This is a genomic window from Arthrobacter subterraneus, from assembly GCF_900099735.1.
Classification (GTDB): domain Bacteria; phylum Actinomycetota; class Actinomycetes; order Actinomycetales; family Micrococcaceae; genus Arthrobacter_D; species Arthrobacter_D subterraneus.
In genome coordinates, this window is the sequence record NZ_FNDT01000032.1 from 1 (window position 1) to 17,958 (window position 17,958).

At 63.3% G+C, this 17,958-nt stretch carries 16 protein-coding genes; 6 read left to right on the forward strand and 10 right to left on the reverse strand.

Annotated elements, in window-relative coordinates; translation table 11 throughout:
• Positions 1–57 precede the first annotated feature (57 nt).
• Positions 58–1,290, reverse strand: coding sequence for an IS256 family transposase (locus BLS52_RS17220; RefSeq protein WP_035778917.1), 1,233 nt, complete (start codon positions 1,288–1,290; stop codon positions 58–60).
• A 118-nt stretch (positions 1,291–1,408) separates the two neighbouring features.
• Between BLS52_RS17220 and BLS52_RS17225 the strand changes: the two genes are divergently transcribed.
• From BLS52_RS17225 to BLS52_RS17235, 3 genes are all read left to right on the forward strand, one after another.
• The gene (locus tag BLS52_RS17225; RefSeq protein WP_425425049.1) at positions 1,409–2,005 is read left to right on the forward strand and encodes a prolipoprotein diacylglyceryl transferase family protein; all 597 of its coding nucleotides are present in this window, start codon (positions 1,409–1,411) and stop codon (positions 2,003–2,005) included.
• A 170-nt stretch (positions 2,006–2,175) separates the two neighbouring features.
• On the forward strand, positions 2,176–2,814 hold the full coding sequence (locus tag BLS52_RS17230) for a thioredoxin-like domain-containing protein (RefSeq protein ID WP_090588363.1): 639 nt from the start codon (positions 2,176–2,178) through the stop codon (positions 2,812–2,814).
• Complete coding sequence (locus BLS52_RS17235) at positions 2,807–4,009, forward strand: TIGR01906 family membrane protein (protein ID WP_090588364.1); 1,203 nt, start codon at positions 2,807–2,809, stop codon at positions 4,007–4,009. Before BLS52_RS17230 ends, BLS52_RS17235 begins: the two co-directional genes overlap by 8 nt.
• Positions 4,010–4,077: 68 nt before the next feature.
• On the opposite strand, the gene BLS52_RS17240 is transcribed toward BLS52_RS17235, so the two are convergent.
• On the reverse strand, positions 4,078–5,703 hold the full coding sequence (locus tag BLS52_RS17240) for a dolichyl-phosphate-mannose--protein mannosyltransferase (protein ID WP_175460221.1): 1,626 nt from the start codon (positions 5,701–5,703) through the stop codon (positions 4,078–4,080).
• Positions 5,704–6,869: 1,166 nt separating this feature from the next.
• Here BLS52_RS17240 and BLS52_RS17245 point away from each other — a divergent pair.
• Genes BLS52_RS17245 through BLS52_RS17255 form a run of 3 tightly spaced genes read left to right on the forward strand, consistent with a single transcriptional unit; the run spans position 6,870 to position 9,397 of the window.
• Complete coding sequence (locus BLS52_RS17245; protein WP_090588366.1) at positions 6,870–7,856, forward strand: metal ABC transporter substrate-binding protein; 987 nt, start codon at positions 6,870–6,872, stop codon at positions 7,854–7,856.
• A 5-nt stretch (positions 7,857–7,861) separates the two neighbouring features.
• A complete protein-coding gene (locus BLS52_RS17250; RefSeq protein ID WP_175460222.1) occupies positions 7,862–8,581 on the forward strand; it encodes a metal ABC transporter ATP-binding protein in 720 nt (239 codons plus the stop codon).
• A gap of 3 nt (positions 8,582–8,584) precedes the next feature.
• Entirely contained in the window at positions 8,585–9,397 is an 813-nt protein-coding gene (locus BLS52_RS17255; RefSeq protein WP_090588368.1) for a metal ABC transporter permease, read from the forward strand.
• A 147-nt stretch (positions 9,398–9,544) separates the two neighbouring features.
• Here BLS52_RS17255 and BLS52_RS17260 read toward each other — a convergent pair whose 3' ends face one another.
• The 8 genes from BLS52_RS17260 to BLS52_RS17295 are packed head-to-tail and all read right to left on the reverse strand — an operon-like array spanning position 9,545 to position 17,958.
• Positions 9,545–10,951 (reverse strand): NADH-quinone oxidoreductase subunit N, encoded by a 1,407-nt coding sequence (locus BLS52_RS17260; RefSeq protein ID WP_090588381.1) that lies wholly within the window; start codon positions 10,949–10,951, stop codon positions 9,545–9,547.
• Between the two features lie 27 nt (positions 10,952–10,978).
• Positions 10,979–12,463: a complex I subunit 4 family protein gene (locus BLS52_RS17265; RefSeq protein WP_090588370.1), complete on the reverse strand. Its 1,485-nt coding sequence runs from the start codon at positions 12,461–12,463 to the stop codon at positions 10,979–10,981.
• Between the two features lie 2 nt (positions 12,464–12,465).
• The gene (locus tag BLS52_RS17270) at positions 12,466–14,400 is read right to left on the reverse strand and encodes a proton-conducting transporter transmembrane domain-containing protein (RefSeq protein ID WP_090588372.1); all 1,935 of its coding nucleotides are present in this window, start codon (positions 14,398–14,400) and stop codon (positions 12,466–12,468) included.
• On the reverse strand, positions 14,397–14,699 hold the full coding sequence (locus BLS52_RS17275; RefSeq protein ID WP_090588373.1) for an NADH-quinone oxidoreductase subunit NuoK: 303 nt from the start codon (positions 14,697–14,699) through the stop codon (positions 14,397–14,399). The genes BLS52_RS17270 and BLS52_RS17275 overlap by 4 nt, the downstream gene beginning before the upstream one ends.
• Positions 14,696–15,256, reverse strand: coding sequence for an NADH-quinone oxidoreductase subunit J family protein (locus tag BLS52_RS17280; protein ID WP_090588375.1), 561 nt, complete (start codon positions 15,254–15,256; stop codon positions 14,696–14,698). The genes BLS52_RS17275 and BLS52_RS17280 overlap by 4 nt, the downstream gene beginning before the upstream one ends.
• The gene (locus BLS52_RS17285; RefSeq protein WP_090588376.1) at positions 15,253–16,194 is read right to left on the reverse strand and encodes a complex I subunit 1 family protein; all 942 of its coding nucleotides are present in this window, start codon (positions 16,192–16,194) and stop codon (positions 15,253–15,255) included. Before BLS52_RS17285 ends, BLS52_RS17280 begins: the two co-directional genes overlap by 4 nt.
• A complete protein-coding gene (locus BLS52_RS17290; RefSeq protein WP_139186315.1) occupies positions 16,187–17,581 on the reverse strand; it encodes a hypothetical protein in 1,395 nt (464 codons plus the stop codon). The genes BLS52_RS17285 and BLS52_RS17290 overlap by 8 nt, the downstream gene beginning before the upstream one ends.
• 23 nt (positions 17,582–17,604) lie before the next feature.
• A complete protein-coding gene (locus BLS52_RS17295; protein ID WP_245702926.1) occupies positions 17,605–17,958 on the reverse strand; it encodes an NADH-quinone oxidoreductase subunit A in 354 nt (117 codons plus the stop codon).

The window sequence follows — 17,958 nt, forward strand, 5'->3', positions numbered from 1 at the left end:
GGGCGTGTCAAATGAAGTGTGTAAGGGACCAGCTGGTTATCCGTTCTGCCGGGTCGGTCAGATCGGAAGCCTGTTAGGGAATTGGATGGCGAAAGCGTTCAGTGCTTGATGCCATCCCTGGGTCCCGGTGCCCAGCTCGCCACCCCGCAGGGTCTCGATGTTCCGGATCCCGAGATAGACGAGCTTGATTGCTGCCTCGTCGGAGGGAAACGAGCCGCGGGTCTTGGTGATTTTCCGGAGCTGGTAGTTGATCGATTCGATCTGGTTGGTCGTGTAGATGACCTTGCGGATCTCCGGGGTGAACGACAGGAACGGGATGAAGTCCTCCCACGCGTTCCGCCACGCCAGCACCGCGCCCGGGGCCTTGGACTCCCAGACCTCGGCGAAGTGCCCCATGGCCAGCTCAGCGGCCTCCACGGACACCGCCGTGTAGATCGGCCGCATGTCCTTCGCCATCGCTTTGCGGTCCTTGTAGGAGGCGTATCTCATCGCCGAGCGCAGCAGATGCACCACGCAGGTCTGCACCACGGTTTCGGGGTAAATGCTGTTGACCGCCGCGGGGAGCCCGGTCAGCCCGTCGCAGCACAGGATGAGGATGTCCTTGACCCCGCGATTGCGGATCTGGGTCAACACATTAGCCCAGAACTTCGCTCCTTCCTGGGTTCCCAACCACAGGCCCAGCACCTGCTTACGGCCCTCCACGTCCACCCCGACGGCCACATGGCAGGCCTTGTTGACCACGACCCCGCCGTCCCTGATTTTCAGCCAGATCGCGTCGATATAAACGATCGGATAGACCGCTTCCAGCGGCCGGTTCTGCCACTGGGTGATCTCATCGGCGATCACGTCGGTGACCCGGGAAATCGTCGCTGCCGAGACCTTCGCCCCGTAGATTTCCTCCAGGTGCGAGCCGATGTCCCGGGTCGTCATGCCCCGGGCATACAGGGAAAGGATCATGTCCTCGACCTTGCCCAGCCGACGGGCCCGCTTGGGCACGATCACCGGCTCGAAAGTGCTGTTACGGTCCCGGGGCACGGTGACCTCGACCGGGCCCTGCAGGGTGTGGACCTGCTTGCTGGTCTTGCCGTTGCGGGAGTTACCGCTACCGGCCCCGGCAGGGTCGCCCAATTCGTATCCGAGGTGGTCGCTGATCTCGGTCTCCAAGGCCCGTTCAAGCACCGCTTTGGTCATCTGCGACAGCAGCTCCTCAACGCCGTGCCGGCCCTCTCCGAGGTCCTCCGCAGCGTTGACCAGAGCATCAATCTGATCAGCGCTGAGCACAGCGGCCAAGGGGTTATCAATCAGTTCGTTCTCGCCCAAAAGGGCCGTCCTCTCAGATGGTGAAACCAGCGGCCACACCATCACATCAGGCCGGACCCCTTACACACTCAATGAAACACCCTCCGGATTGGGGATCTGGGGAGCAATAGCCCTCGGGGCGGTAGGCGCCTACATCGGGTGCCGCCGCCACAAAGTGAACTTTGCGGCTTTCGCTGACTCCGCTGCACCGGGAATACTCATCGCGCAGGGGCTGGGCCGCTGGGGAAACTGGTTCAACAATGAACTCTACGGTGGCCCGACAGACCTGCCGTGGAAACTTCAAGTCCATGAGATGGACCTTTCCGCCGGGCGGGCAGTGCTGGACGCATCCGGAAACCCAGTCGTCCTGGGCTACTTCCACCCAACCTTCCTCTACGAATCCATCTGGTGCCTGATCGGCGCCGCAGCACTGCTCATGATCGACAGAAGAGTACGTCTGGGTGCCGGCGCGGTCTTCGCCGCCTACGTCACCATCTACACGGCGGGCAGGTTCTTCTTCGAACTCATGCGCTCTGACTACGCCAGCCTCATTCTGGGGCTACGAGTGAATACCTGGGTCTCAGCGATCATGTTCCTGGCCGCTGCAGCGGTGTTTATGCGGTTCCGTTCACGCTCCCCATCTCGAACAGGAACATCAGAACCTACACCGGAGCATGCCGCCAAAACTGAGATACCCCGGATCTGAGGGGCAGGCACGTTTACCGGCGGATAGCTACACACGCCAGTTTTTCGTCTGGCTCCCAGCTGATCCTCCTGCTTCTGCTCATCTCCCTGACCCACTGTGTGACCCCCTCGGGAGGGGGCTGATCGTCATCCCTCCCGTCAACAAGTCGTAAACCCGCTGAAAGAGCAACCATGAACAAGCGAAACAGACAAGAAAACCGTGATCGCCGGAGTCGGCTTCAGGCCCTCCAGGCACAGCAGAAGGCGGCGGAACGGCGCAAGAACATTACGGTGTACGGCACGGTGCTCCTGTTCGCTGCTGCTGTCGCCGCTGCCGTCACATTCGTCATCGTCGACGAAGTGCGTCAGGACGCCGCGTTGACGGCGGCCGCGGAAGCACCCATCGAAGGAGTTCAGACTTTTGAGGATCTCTCGGGTAATCACACGGAATCACCAGTGGACTACCCCCAGACACCCGGAGTCGGTGGTGACCATGCGCCGGTGTGGATCAACTGTGGCGTCTACACAGAGCCTGTGAACGAGACCCTCGCCGTTCATGCTCTCGAACACGGTGCCGCGTGGATCAGTTACCGATCAGACCTTGACCCGCAAGCAGTCCAATCATTGACGGAGCTGGTCGGAGACCGAAGTCATGTGCTGCTCAGCCCACAGGATGGCCAGGAGAACGCGGTGACGGCCACCGCGTGGGGAACCCAACTGGTCGTCGAGGACGCCGAAGACCCGCGCCTGCAGACATTCCTGACCAAGTACGTGAAGGGTCCTCAAACCCCCGAACCGGGCGCACCCTGCACCGGAGGCGTTGATGCATAGCCGGAGCGATAGTTCTTCCGAGCGCGGCAGAAACGACGCCCGGTCCCACGAGCCAATAGAAGCGGGGGGCCCGATCGTATCCAGCGAGCCCGCCGAGAACGAGGCCTCAGAAGCGCCGACCGACGCGGACAACCAGATCGCCGCCGGCCCGGGCCATACGGCGGGCCAGAGAGAGCTCCACGGCGGGGGAACAGAGGACCCTTCCGCCACGGGCTCCTCCTTACCGGCTACCCAGCGGATCACCGCAGCGCCCGCTGAGGGATCAACCACAGCAGACCCGTCCTCGCCTGCAACCCACCAGATTGCCGTGACGCCGGTCGACTCGGCACCAGCCAGCTCAACCGGGGCCAGCATCACATCAGCAGGTGCGAAACAATCCCACTCAACACAATCCCGCTCACGCCGGGTGAACAAGGACGGCGACCGCGCTCCGGACGACGTCAGTCGCCGCGCGAGCCAGCGTGACGAGGCAGCCGCAGCGGAACCGGTCCTCCCACGGGTCCTGCAGGTCATGATCGCGGTGTTCTTCCCGGTGATCCTGCTCGCCGCCGCCGTCCGGGCCGTCACCACACCCCTATTCCTCTGGGTCGAATACCACCGTCCTGGCTTCCCGGCTGACAGCTATGGGTTCAGCACCGAGGACCGCATGACCTACGGCTCCTACACGATGGATTACATCCTGAACTGGGCACCCGCACGCTACCTCGGGGACCTGGTCAATGCGGACGGCGACCAGCTCTTCCTCGACAGCGAGGTAGGCCACATGGCCGATGTCAAGGGCGTCCTCGCCACCGGATTCGTGGTCGCGACAGTCCTGGCACTCCTCGCGGTGGCCGCATGCATCTATCTCGCGCGCAAGTACCCCGGCGGCATCCGCAGGGCACTGTTCGCCGGTGCTACAGCAACGCTCGTCCTCGCAATAGCGCTGGCGGTCGCCGGAATCCTCGCCTGGGAAACCTTCTTTACCCAGGTCCACGCGCTGTTCTTCGCCGACGGCACCTGGACCTTCCGCCTCGACGACACGCTCATCCGACTCTTCCCCGCACAGTTCTGGATCGACGCCGCCGCAGCAGTGGGAGCCATCGTACTGATCGGTTCGGTGCTGACGCTCGTGCTCACTTGGCCCACAAAGGCACGACGGGAAAAGTCCGCCCGCGCCTACGAACCGCGGCGGCGGGCAAACAGCAGCATCTAACACACGACGACTGCCGCGACAGTCAGGATACGACGGCGGTTCGCCGCCCGCAGGCGATGGTGCTTCGGTCAGATCCAGCTTGGCATCCACATTCGCAGACGCCACTGGTTATAGGGAATGGTTTCAGCTGTCCAGATGGGCAGGAAGAACGCCGATACCAATACCGCCAGCACAACGAATCCCCCCACGAGCAGAATACCGTTTCGCCGCCGCCACGGGGGGTCCCCGGCACGGCCCAATATCAGGCCCAGCACGTAGACCAGCGAGAGGATGAGGAACGGCTCAAACACGATGGCGTAAAAGAAGAACATGGTGCGGTCCGGAAACAGGAACCACGGCAGATACCCGGCTGCAACACCGGCGAGAATGGCACCGGCCCGCCAGTCACGCCGGCCGGCCCAGAACAGCAGCACCACCAGCAGCGACAGCGCGGCGGCCCACCAGATCAGCGGGTTGCCTACCACGCTGACGGCCTGGGAGCAGTCGGCGGCGTCACAGGTCAGCCCGTCCGACTGGTAGTGGAAGGACGTCGGCCTGCCCATCACCAGCCAGGACCACGCCGTGGCCTCGTACGGGTGGTCGGAGCTGAGCCCTTCGTGGAACGAATAGGCACTGCGGTGGTACTCGGCCAGGGAGCGCAGGGGAGCGGGAACCCAGTCCCACAGCGGATCGGGATTCTGGGTGGCCCACTGCCGGTTGTACGCATCCGTGGAGAGGAACCAGCCGGTCCACGACGCCACGTAGGTGAGCAGAGCCACGGGCACGATCGACACAAACGCCTGCAGCCCATCCCGGATGACGGCGCCCGCCACCCAGCGCCGGACGCCCACCGTGCGTCTGGCAGCCATGTCCCAGAGCACGGTCATCAGCCCGAACACCGCAATGTAGGGCAGCGCGGACCACTTGGTTCCCAGCGCCAGGCCCAGCGCCACGCCCGCCGCAATCCGCCACGGACGAAACCCCAGCCACGGCCCGTACAGCAGCTCGTCGCGGGTGGGCTGCCCGCGTTCACGGGCGAGCCCGGCCATCAGGGTGGCCAACCGCCGTCGTGCCCAGTCACGGTCCAGTACCAGCAGCGCAAAGGCAACCAGTATCCAAAACATGAGGAAGACGTCCAGCAGAGACGTCCGGGAATGCACCAGATGATGACCGTCAACCGCAAGCAGCAGCCCCGCAATCCCGCCGAGCACCACCGATCCGAACAGCCGCTGCGCCACCAGGGCCAGGATGAGAATGGACAGCGTCCCGACCACCGCGGCCGTAAACCGCCACCCGAACGGATTCGAGGGACCGAACAGCAGCATCCCGAACGCAATCATCCACTTCCCGACCGGCGGGTGCACCACATAGTCAGGCGTCTCCAGGAGAATCCCGGGATTTCCGGCGTTGAAGGACGCGTCCGCCTCCTCCGGCCATTCCCGCTCATACCCCGACTGCAGAAAGGAATAGGCGTCCTTGACGTAATAGGTTTCGTCGAACACCAGGGAGTCGGGCTCACCCAGCCGGACAAACCGCAGCACCCCGCCGATTCCCGCCACCAGCACCGGCAGCAGCCACCCCCACAGCCCGAACCGGAGCTCCTCACCCAGCAGCCGCCGGCGCAGAACCCGCTCCGAAAACGCCGTGCGCGCGGGGAGGACCCACTGCCGCCCGGATCCCTCAGGGAGGGCGGCGGCAGTGGTGGTTTGGCTCACCGGATCATCGTACCCAGCGGCCCTGACAGTTCCTGGACAGTAGGCTGAACGGGTGACCGAGCATAACGACGACGGCCCCGATAGTTCCGACCATCTCGACGCTCTGGAGACCCGGACAACCCGCAGCCAGACCGGATCCGCGATCAGTTTTCGATCATTACCGTGGGCAGGAGGCCGCGAACGACAAACCGGCACTAGGTGTGATGTTCAGGGAGGTTGTCCCGCCTCGAGGCGGTCAGTCGGACCGACAGGCGAAGGACTCCGGTAGTGAAGTGGAGCTGTCTAGTTCATCGCTTCACCTACCGGAGGCCAACATGTCCCACGCTAACGCTGTTCTGACCCCTCGTACCCGTTTGCGGTTAGCGCGGCTGGTCGTCGATGAGGGATGGACCGACTGCTCCCACTGCATGTGAGCGACACGGCGCTAGACACTCACGCCGGCCTCTGTGTGGCGGTAGCATCATGGATTCATGAGCGAGTGGAAGTCTTACCGACGCCAACCCGCTGTTGTTGCAGCGGTAGTGGCCTTTCTTTCCTGCGTCCTCTTCTGGATTATCGGAATAGCCGGCGGGTTGGCCTTCCTTCAACGTCCCGCGGATCCGATGTCTGCGCTGCTCGGGCTCTACGCCCGTGTCCATCATCGTGGCCGGTGGTGCGGCTGCCTACATCGCGGGGACCATGCCCCGACGGGTCAATAGGTAGGAGCCGATCAGCTCCTCTCGCAGAGGGCGATCCCCGGGAGCGTAAAACGGTGCCTCGAAAAAGAGCAAGCACCAATACTGGCGGAAACAATCGGCAACGGTAGGTCGCTGTCCGAGTAGCCGGCTTCCGCGCTAGCACGATATTCACGCTCTTGCCCACGATCTCGGGGCCTCCTCGAGGAATTCCGCGGCAAGGAAGGACGAGCTGGTGTCCGGTGTGGCTAAACAGTAGGTGGTCGAAGCGGCAAGCAACTGGACAGCACGGCACCTGACGGAAGATCAGGAAACAGCCTTACTGGCCGGATCGGAGGACTTGTTCTTGTTGGCCCGGCGCATCAGCACACAGGTGGCAGCGCCTCGGGGGACAAGAGGCCGCCCGGCTCCGGGGCAGGAAAGTTTGCGGGGAATCGCTCATGTACGATTGAGAATTGTTATCAATAGTCAAGCTTTGAAAGAAGATTCTCCGTGCGTCCAGTTGCCCCCGGCTTTGCTGTTCTGACCCTTGTTCTCGCCGGGTGTGGTGGTGGAGGCGGCGGAACCGCCGAGGAGGAGTCCGGCCCGCGAGAAGACGCCGACGCGAACCCGGTGACGGCGGTGGCTGCGGTGTATCCGCTGGCGTGGATGGCTGAAGAGATCGCACCGGAGGCTGAAATCGAGTTCCTCGGCTCGGGCAGTGCCGAGGCGCACGGGTTGGAGCTGACCCCGGGGCAGCGGGAATCCCTCGAAACGGCGGACATCGTGCTGTACATGGGCGAGATCGGCTACCAGACACAGGTTGAGGAAGCCGCCGGATCCGCGGCGGGGGAGACGGTCGATGTCAGCTCAATCGCCGGCGAAGACCGGATGCTGGCCGCATCCGCGGACGCACACGAGGAAGATGGGGAACACGCCGAGGAAGAAGGGGATGCGCATGAGGAAGAGGGTGCGTTTGATCCGCATGTCTGGTTCGATCCCTCGATCATGGCTGAGGTCGCCGTGCAGACCGGGGAGGCTTTCGCTGCCGCCGATCCGGATAACGCCGAAGCGTACACCTCCAACGCCCAACGGGTCAGCGACGAGCTGCTGGGAACACAGGCCGAAATCGAGAAGCTACTCGGCCAGGACTGCCAGTTCACCGAAACCATTGTCAGCCACGCCGCCTACGGCTACCTGCTGGAGCCGTACGGCTACACCCAGCACGCGGTCGTGGGTGTCACCTCCGGTGAGGCCGGGGCATCGGGCAGTGAGCTGGCCGAAATCGTCGCCGAGATCGAAGAAGAAGGATTTGAATATGTACTGGCCGAACCGGTAGAGGGCCGCGCCGACGCCGAGGCCGTCGCCCGGGAGACCGGAACGGAAATGCTCGACATCTACCCGCTTGACGTTGTGGCCGATGACCAGGCAGAGCAGGGCTACCCGGCCCTCCTCCACGCCCAGGCAGAAACCTTCGCCACCGCCCTGGCCTGTAACTGATCCCATTGAACAAAACCGATACCCCGGTGCTTGAATTCGAGCGCGTGGGCTTCTCCTATGGACGCCAGCCCGTCCTGACCGGAATCTCACTGACTATTGCCGCGGGCGAATTCATTGCCGTCGTCGGCCCCAACGGGGCCGGTAAGACCACCCTGGTGCGCCTCGCGTTAGGTCTGATCCGGCCCACCGACGGCGCAGTACGGCTGTTCGGTACCGATTCGTCCCGTTTCCGGCAATGGTCCTCGGTAGGATACGTGCCCCAGCGCGCGAACGCCTCCTCTGCCCTGCCGATCAGCGTCGACGAAGTGGTCCGCAGCGGACTGGCCGGTCAACTACGGCCGCTGGCGCGGGTTTCATCAACCCAACGCGAACGGATTGAACACGTCCTGGAGGTAATGGGGCTGCAGCAGGTGCGCCGCCGCCGGATTACCCAGCTCTCCGGCGGGCAGCAGCAACGGGCATTAATCGCCCGCGCCCTGGTCACCACCCCCCGCCTTCTGTTCCTCGACGAACCGACCACAGGGGTGGATGCCGAGGCAAAAACCGCGCTCCGGGCTTCTCTGGAACATCTGGTCAACATCGAGGGCATCGCCGTGGTGTACATCAGCCACGATCCAGCCGGTTTCGCCGGCCTGGCGCAGCGGGTGCTGGAAGTCCGGGACGGACAAGTACTTCCCGTCTCCGGGTCCGCACCCGTTTCGTCGGCCTCCCACCCGGGGGCGTGAGTCATGCTCGAACTGGAATTCATGCAGCGGGCTCTGATTGCCTGCACCGTGATCGCGGCAATTGCGCCCCTGGTCGGAAGTTTCATCGTGCAGCGCAGGCAGTCCCTCATCGGAGATGGCATGGGACACATGGCCTTCGCCGGTGTCGGCCTGGCACTGCTCACGGGCATACACCCCCTCATAGGCGCCCTCGGGCTGACCGTGATCGCCGCTGTTGCACTGGTGCGTATGTCAAAACGTCAGGGCGGCGGAGATTTGTCGCTGGCCCTGCTCTTCTACGGCGGGATATCCGCCGGGTTTCTCTTCGCCGCCCGCTCCGGCGGCGGGCAAACCGCTGTAGTCGGGCTGCTCTTTGGTAGCCCGCTGAACCTGCAATGGTGGGAAGTCGCCGCGATTACCGCCCTGGCCGGGGTCGTGCTGCTCATCACCGCCGTGGTGTACCGGCAGTTACTCGCCATGGCCTTCGACGAAGCTTCAGCGAAGGTCGCCGGGATACCGACACAGGCCCTCACCCTGATCCTCACCTTGATGGTCGCGCTCATCGTGGTCGCCGGAATGACGACCATCGGGCTGCTGCTGATCTCAGCGATGATGGTGGTCCCTATAGCCGCCGCCACCCAAATCGCCGGCAGCTACCGAGCCACGTTGGCAATCGGCTCCGGCATCGGAGCCCTCAGCGCCGTGCTGGGGCTTACGCTCTCATATTACGGAGACTTCGCCCCCGGCGCCGCCATCGTCGTAGTCGCGATCCTTTGCTATCTGGTGACCAGCACCTTTGCGCTGCTCACCGGCCGTTACCACCGACGACGGGCCTAGCAAACCACCCTCCTCATGACCGTTGCGTCGGTCCTACCAGGGACTGCCGGGTATCCGGTATCTGATGTTCAGCTCTCTGGGTACCCGGCAGCCCACCGGATTGCGAAACCCCAACAGCATGGAACGTGCATCTCATTGCATCAAAGTTCAACGGACTAGTGGCCCGTCGAAAAGGGGTAATACCAGGCCTAAGAGAGCGCCCATGACGATGACTACCGCCGCTGCATATGCCGTTTGAGTAGCCCAGCGTCGTGCCTGAGGGCGGTCCACCTGCCTTGAGGCTGGTGCGGGGGTGCGTTGGAATGCAGGCATGATCCAGCGCAGGTAGTAGAACAGGCTCGCAACCGTGTTGATCGCGGCTATGGCAACCAGCCACGCCAGACCGCCATCCCAGGCGGCTGTGAAGGTCGTGAGTTTCCCAAAGAAGACTACCGTCGGTGGAGTGCCGACCAAGCTCAAGAGGCTCACGACCAGGGCGACTGATAGCCAGGGCTTACTTCGGGCCAACCCTCTGTAGTCCTCAAGAGCGGTTCGCCCTGTAGCCGCGATGACGGCGAACGCACCAAGGTTTGTGACGGCGTAGCCTCCCAGATACAGGAGCAATGACGGTAGTGCCAGGTCAGTCAGTCCTGCGACGGCGACGGGCAACAGTAGGTAGCCTGCCTGGCTGACGGTTGACCATCCCAGCAGGCGACGCGCGTCCGATTGGGCGAATGCAGCGAAGTTTCCGAGGGTCATGCTCATTGCCGCCAGTAGCCCTATCAGGAGCGGCCAGTTCACGGATGAGGGCATTACCAGCAGGAGACGGTAGATCGCCACGAGTGCACCGATTTTGGGCACGGTCGTGAGGAAGGCAGCAGCGCTAACGGTTGATCCTTCAGCGGCGTCGGGAACCCAGAAATGCGCTGGAACAGCCCCTGCTTTGAACACCAGACCGGCCAGGACGCCGACCAAACCCAGCGCGACCACACCAGCAGGCATGTCAACCAGCCCGGTTTGGAGTGTTGCGTATGCTGTTCCACCTGCCAGCGCGTAGAGGAGGGTTACCCCAAGCAGCAACGCAATGCCGGAAAAGGCTCCTAGTAGATACGTTTTCATGGCTGCTTCGGCTCCAGTGGCGGACCTGTTCATGCCGATCAGGGCGTAAAGCGGGATGCTGGCCAGAAGGAATCCGACAGCTAGGATTAGTAAGTCGCTGGTGCCCGACATCACCATGGCCCCCAGGGCTGATAGCAGCATCAGGGCATAGGTTTCGCTCTCTTGCGGTCCAGCGGTGAGTTCCTCGATGCCAAGGACGATGACCAGCAACGTGGCTAGGCAGATGATCAGGCGCGCTGCATTGGTTCCAACGTCAACGGCGAAGCTACCGTCGAACACTGTCCGCACAGGCTGGGTGAAGGCTATCCCTGCCAGTGCAGCGCCGGCCAGGAGGGCGGCAATCGCAATGACACGACTGATCCACTGTCGGTCGCGGCGCAGGAACGAGCCACTCAAGAGGGCCGCGATTGCGCCGAGGAGCACGATCATCTCCGGGGCGACGGCCAGGAATTCCATGCCCGCCCCGTTATCCATTTCCATGGTTTAACGCCCGAGAAGAACGACGACGGTGCTGGCTGCGGGTTCGATGAGATCCAGCAGCGGGCGCGGGAACACGCCTATCAGCAGGGCCAGCAGCAATAACGGGCCGACGGAGAGCAGTTCACGGGTCGTGAGGTCGGTGACTGCGTTTGTTTTCTTTCCTGCGCTTCCGGTGAGCAGGCGCTGGAGGGCGAGCAAGAATAGAGCAGCGGTGATGAGAATTCCTGGCAGGGCCAGCGCAGTAGCGGGGACGGTTCCAATGCTGCCAGCGAAGATTTGGAACTCAGCGATGAAACCGCTGAATCCAGGTAGGCCCAGCGAGGCGAACGCGCCCACGGCGAAAAGGGCGGCGAACTTCGGTGCCTGCCCGGCCAGGCCTCCGTAGGAGCCCATGTCGTATGTTCCTGCGCGGTCCTGAAGCACACCGGCGAGCAGGAAGAGCGCAGCGGTGATCAATCCGTGGCTGACCATCTGCGTGAGAGCTCCTGTGACAGCCACTTCGCGGGCGGACTCGCTGCCGGCGACGCCGGCGGCGCCGACTGCCAGAACCACGTATCCCATGTGGTTCACCGAAGTGTAGGCGATCATCCGTTTCAGATCGGTTTGGGCTAAGGCCACTAACGCTCCGTACAACACGGAGATTATTCCTATTGCGATGATGAGCCAGGACCAAGCCCGCCACGCTTCGGGCAACATCGGCATGGCAATGCGCACGAAACCGTAGGTTCCCATCTTCAGCAGGATCCCGGCGAGCACAGCAGACCCGATTGCCGGAGCGTCGGTGTGGGCTGGCGGCAACCACGTATGGAAGGGAAACGTCGGGGTTTTGATCGCCAGACCGAGCAGAATCGCCCCAAGTACCCATCCGCCGGCCACCGGGTTGCCATCAAGAGGCGCGCTGGCAGCAAGTTCGACCATGTCGAAGGTATGCGGCTCGGCGTAAAGATAGAGACCGATAAATCCGAGCAGCAGCGCCAACGACCCGAGGAAGGTGTAGAGGAAAAACTTCAGCGCTGACCGTGCGGCATTGCCGTGTCCCCATCCGGCGATGACGAAGTACATGCCCACGATGGACAGGTCGAAGAACAGGAAGAACAGGATAAGATCCTGGGCGGCGAACAAGCCCAGGCAGGAGGTTTGCAGGAACAGGAACAGGGCTGCCTGGATCCGGGGGCGTTGATCCTCTTTCAACGCATACACCGCGCAGGCAAGGAAGACGACGACTGTCAGTGCCAGGAGAGGCAGGGATAGCCCGTCCACGCCCACGTGGTAGCTACTACCCACGTTCGGTATCCACTCGACTTGCTCCTCGTATCCCAGCTGCCCGGCCGCTGGTGTCCGGTACCCGAACCACATCACCCCGACCAGGGCAGCCTCGATAGCAGTAACCGCGACCCACGCCCACCGTGCGGTCCTGTCGGGAATCTTCGGGAATGCTGCCAGCACGACGGCGGCGAAGAGGGGCAGGAAAACAACGAGACTGAGCACGGTCACCTCACGAGAAGTAATAGGACAACGGCCGCGGCAAGTACCACCACAGCCTGGGCGTAGTAGTGGTGGAGCTGCCCTGTTTGAGGACGACGGGCGAGAGAACCGAAGCGCCGCGCCGCCCTCGCCGTGGCCTCCACTGCGGCATCGACCCCTTCAGCATCCGTACGGGCGCTAACGTCCGCAGCACGCAAACCCGCGATGGAAATACGATTCACCGCGTTGTCGAGAACCGCGTCGTCAACGCCGGCAGTACGCTTCGCGGCCGCTTCGGTGAGCCTGGCTGAAGCCCACACTCCCCGGTCGATGACACGGTCATCGAATCGTGCCAAAAGGCCGGCCAACCCCACGACGGGACGCATCACCAGGAGGTGGGCGGCACGTTCGAGTCCGAGCCAGTCCGACGCCCAGCAGGGCTCGGGAGTCCTGAACCGGGCCACGAGAACAATGACGATCACGGCCAGGACCGTGGACACCGCCAGTTCTATCAAACCGGATTCCGGCACCGGTTCCCGGTTCAGAGCAGTGCGTAGTAGATCACCCAGCGGTGGCAGGGCCAGGGCGCCGAGGACGGCCGCTGCCATTGCCAGGACGACCAGCGGCGCCTTCTCCCACCTTCCTATGTGCCGGGTTCCATGCTCCTCGGTGTCGTACTGGTCCTCGGTGTTTGCTGCCATAGGCCGCCACACCATGATCAGAATCTTTCCAGCGTACGCAGCCGAAACCAGCGCGGCGGCAAGCCCGACTCCATACAGGGCGAGCGACTCTTCCAGTGCAACAGCGAGGACCGCGTCTTTGGTCGCCCACAGCGACAGCGGGGCCACTCCGGCCAGGCTCAAGGCGGCCACCGCGAAGGTCACACCGACCAGAGGCCATCGCCGTCCAGCCCCACGAAGCGCACCCAGTTGCTTGGTCCCCAATGCTGTAAGCCACGCCCCGGCAGCAAGGAACAACGCCGCTTTCGTCGCCGCGTGCGCCACCAGGTGCGCGGTTCCGCCTGCTGTAGCCCCCAGCCCGGCAGCGAGGACAACGAACCCGAGTTGGGCGGCGGTTGAGGCGGCCAGGAGCTGCTTGAGATCCCGCTGGGCGACGGCGACCGCACCCAACCCCAGGGCAGTCAGTGCGCCGGTCCAGGCCGCCGCGTGAGCAGCCCAACCGGTTACCTCCAGTAGCTGTTCAGTGCGCAGCAGCAAATACCCGCCCATAGCCACCATCGCCGCCGAATGCAACAGTGCGCTGACCGGGCTGGGGCCCTCCATGGCACGCGAGAGCCAAAAACTGAACGGCAGCTGTGCCGCCTTACCTAAAGCGGCGATCAGGATTCCTGCGGCAATGAGGTCCCGCCACCCGGGCGGTGCATCGGGAAGAGCCGTCAGTTCCATGCCGGTACCAGCTGCCAGGGCGGCGCCCGCCGCCGCATACAGGCCGAGGTCCGCGCTGCGCGTGACCAGAAACGCCGTCAGTCCGCCACTGACCCGTTGCTGCTCGGACCAGCGGAATCCGATGAGGGCGTAGGACATGGCCCCCATGAGTTCCCAGGCGAACAGCAACGTCACTAGGGTGGTGGCGGTCACGGTGGTGAGCACCGCTGCGGTGAACAGCAGCATGAAACCATGAAATCGGGCCGGTGGAGAGATTTCCCTGGCAGCTCCTTTCGCGGATGCGAAGACGAGCACCACCAGCGCCACCGATGCCACCGCCGGTAACACCACAGCGGAGAGCGCATCGACGGTGAGCCCGAAAGACGCGCCCTGAACGAAAGGCATCGTCGCCGTCGGCCTGCTGAAAGCCGTACCGATGGCCAGCGCCGCCACAACGGCTGAGACACCCAGCGAGACAGGTACGGCCGCCCTGTCCAGCCGCCGTCCACCCATACACAACACAGCGCCGCTCAAGGCTGGCAGGCCGATCAGAAACCACAGGACGATTCCGCTCATCCTGATAGGTCCGTGGCCATGTCGGTCATATCGGATTCCCGTGAGCGGTGCAGAAGTGTGGCCACAGCGAATCCCATCGCCATTTCCACGGTCATCGCCGTGATCACCACGAGTAGGAGCACCTGACCATCAGGGGCTGGAGCGAGGAACCACCACAGCCCGGCTGCCGCAAGGATGACGCCGTTGAGCATCAACTCCAGGCCCATCATCACCATGACCACGACCTGCTGTGACAGCGCCCCATAGAGGCCGACGCAGAACAACGCGGCCGAGGCGATCAACACAACCTCCAATGTCATCGTCGGTCACCTTCCCCTGGTCCGGCAGGCGGTCTGCGGCGCAAGTCATCACCGAAGCGGTCGTACCGGCCCCGGGGGTTAGCCAGTACGATCGCCGCTACCAGAGTGGCGAATAATACGGGGCTCACAGTGAGCATGACCAGCATCTTGGAACCCATGATGGTTTCACCAAGTGACTCGGTGAGATCAGCCACCGGTGTGCCCCTGCGCTCAGGCCACGGCACCAGTAGGACCGCGGTAGCGAGTCCCACGAATACGCCGCCGGCCAGGATGGCGGAACCCCGTTTGTTGTGCACCATGCTCATCGGCATCAGCGCCGGGTTCATCCCCATGAACATGATCATGAAAATGCCCATGATCGCCATTTCCATCACCATCATCAAGATAGTGATCACCCCGATGTATTCGAGGTTGAACAGCAAGAGCATGACACCGACGGCCACGAAGGAAACCGCCAGGGCGTAGGTGGCCCTGGCCATCGAATCGACCCGAAACACCGCGATCCCTGCGGCGGTCGCGACAACGGCCAAGAACCAGAAGAGCACAGCGCTGATCACAGGCCACCTCCGAGTGAGATGAGACTGACGAGGAGGACCTGCAACAACACCACCGGAAGTACGATGACCCATGCCGCCTCCACTAGACGGTCAGGGCGGACCACCGGGAGCAGCCGGCGTACATAGACGAATGCTGCCAGGAGGACCACGGTTTTCAGGAAGGTCCATACCCACTCCGGTCCGAACGGCCCTGACCCCCCACCAAGGAACATCGGAACCGCAAAAGCCGCGCCCGCCGCCAAAAGTGCGTACCTGCCAGCCAGGACCAGGAACCTGTCGACGCTGGAGAGCTCCGTGAGGACGCCGCCGGCGATGTCGCCGCCAGCCGCGGGTGAAAAGGGACCCCAGACGGAAAAAGCGAGTACGGAGGCACAGAAAACCAGGAAAGCCACCGGCATCCATACCGCGAACCACAGCCCCTGTTGAGCCACAACGACATCACTGACCCGTAGGCTTCCTGCAGCGACCGCCGGTGCTGTCAGTGCAAACATCAACGGAAGCTCGTAGGACAGCGCCTGCGCAAGGAACCGGTGCCCACCCACTAAACCGTGGGCGCTGTTCGCTCCCCACCCGGTTAGCCACACCAGCGCCCACACCATGACGTCCATGGCATTGAACCAGGCCACGCCGACGGAAAGGTCAGCGACCGTCCACCGGCCAAGGGGCACCACCACAACCATCAGCAGCGCCACCACGAGCAGCCCCGCCCCGCCGACCCGCCAGAGTAACGGGTCTGAAGCAACAAGCACCCGCCGCCGTTGGCGCAGAAGACGCGCCGTTTCCCAGATCGGCTTTCCCGCTCCGGCGAGCAGAGGCCGCCTATCGGAATGCGCGGTCAGGGCGCCGTCGACACAGGCTCCTACCAGGGCCATCAACCCAAGCAGAACGGCAGCAACCACTACCCATCCCGGCGCTACCTCAACCAGACCCTCAACCATGATCGGTTCTTTCCACAAGGACCGGTGCGGCGTTGAGAACGGACGCAGCAACAACCAGCCGGGCAGCAGCAACATCGAGTCCGACTAGCCGCCCCACCAAGTCGTGGGCGTGTACCTGAACCTGCCCATGCAGAGTCCCACCTACCGCATGTCCGCCCTGCTCTTCAGCCTCTGCTGCCCGGCAGGCTTCGTCGAGACTGCGGTACAAAGCCTCAAGCACCCCGTCCGGTTCCTTCAAGGACCACCTCAAGACCCGAGACCGGCGTACCCTCCGGCGAAGCCGGGACAACTGGCCGGCCGCCTCCTGCACCGACGCGCCGTCCAGCAACCTGTCACGGACGCCGAACGCCATAGTCGCTGCTCGAGACCACCCAGCGACTGCGAGTAGCCGCCCAATCCCATCACAGCGTCGAAGAATCCCATCGCGTCGAGCAGCGTCATCACCGCCGCCGGTTACCGCGGCCTCGGGAGGAGAACCACCGGCTGGCAGGATTTCGACCGCGGCTTCCGTGACGACATCTCCCTGGAGGGCACACCGAATCACCAGACCGGATGGCCAATGCGGTAGTACAGGCCCCAGAGGAACATTCAGAACATCCAGGTTCAGCCCATCCCGGTCAGGGCCGCCCTCAGCTAATCCGATCCCTCCGGGCATCATCATCTCCATGCCGCCGTGGCCCATATCGCCGTGACCCATGTCGGCGTGGTTCATGCCGCTGTGGCCCATGGCTGAATGATCCGTATCGCCGTGATCCATGCCGCTGTGGCCCATGGCTGAATGATCCGTATCGCCGTGATCCATATCGCCGTGGCCCATGGCTGAATGATCCGTATCGCCGTGGCCCATGTCGGCATGGTCCATATCCGTATGGCTTCCGGCTTCGGCATGAGCCTCGTCGGGTTGACGCCCGTCGGTGCCGTCATCCTCGTGGCCGGTGGGGGAGGGACGCATACCATCATGTTGCGGGCCTTCGCCCGTAGCCGAGGGAGTATCGGCGGCGCTGGCACTGACCCTGTGGTCCATATGGCTGGAGGCGGGGTCCGCGGTCTTCTCTCCCTCACCTTCGGACGCCTTCTGCTTCCGTGAGACGGCGTCGCGGCGTTGCGCGGCGCTGTCAAGGATCATGGTGACGGCTTTATCGAGTGCTGCGGAAGTAGCCTCTTCATGCTGGGCCTCTACCCGGACCCGAGGCCCAGGCAGCTGCTCCCATACCCGGTCACAAACGGAGGAGAGCTCCGCTCCAGGTACTCCACAGACGAGCAGGACGTCCGCGTCAGCGGGCGATTCGGCGACCGTCCATCCTCGGCAACGCACTTCGGTTTCCGCGCGCATCCTGGTCCGGTCCCACCCGGGGATTTCGATGATGAGGACATGTAGACGGTTCACGGCCGCACGGCTCAGCGCCCCTGCTAAACCCAACGGAGCGCTCCTTCACGCCACGCCCAGAGGACACCGGCCATAAGTACACCAAGAAAGATGAACATCTCCATCACAGCTTCGATTCCGCTGTCGGCGGCGACAACGGCCCATGGATACATGAAAAGCATCTCGACGTCGAAGGCCAGAAAGATCATCGTCAGTGGGTAAAAGCGGGAGTGGTAGCGGGAAAGCGCGTGCTCTTCCGGTATCCATCCGGACAGAAACGGCAGGTTCTCGATGGGTTTCGCCTCGACCGAGGTAGCCCTGTTGAGCAGATAGAGACCTCCGATGAAGGCTGCTGCAACCACAAGCATCACAAACACACTGAGATAGGTGGAGCTCAC

What these genes read in the sequence shown, in the direction of transcription:
- BLS52_RS17260 (WP_090588381.1), bottom strand. Translation starts at nt 10,951, where the DNA reads ATGGAATTCCTGGCCGTCGCCCCGGAGATGATCGTGCTCCTCGGCGCA.
- BLS52_RS17255 (WP_090588368.1), top strand. Translation starts at nt 8,585, where the DNA reads ATGCTCGAACTGGAATTCATGCAGCGGGCTCTGATTGCCTGCACCGTG.
- BLS52_RS17285 (WP_090588376.1), bottom strand. Translation starts at nt 16,194, where the DNA reads ATGGTTGAGGGTCTGGTTGAGGTAGCGCCGGGATGGGTAGTGGTTGCT.
- BLS52_RS17235 (WP_090588364.1), top strand. Translation starts at nt 2,807, where the DNA reads ATGCATAGCCGGAGCGATAGTTCTTCCGAGCGCGGCAGAAACGACGCC.
- BLS52_RS17270 (WP_090588372.1), bottom strand. Translation starts at nt 14,400, where the DNA reads ATGAGCGGAATCGTCCTGTGGTTTCTGATCGGCCTGCCAGCCTTGAGC.
- BLS52_RS17230 (WP_090588363.1), top strand. Translation starts at nt 2,176, where the DNA reads ATGAACAAGCGAAACAGACAAGAAAACCGTGATCGCCGGAGTCGGCTT.
- BLS52_RS17275 (WP_090588373.1), bottom strand. Translation starts at nt 14,699, where the DNA reads ATGACATTGGAGGTTGTGTTGATCGCCTCGGCCGCGTTGTTCTGCGTC.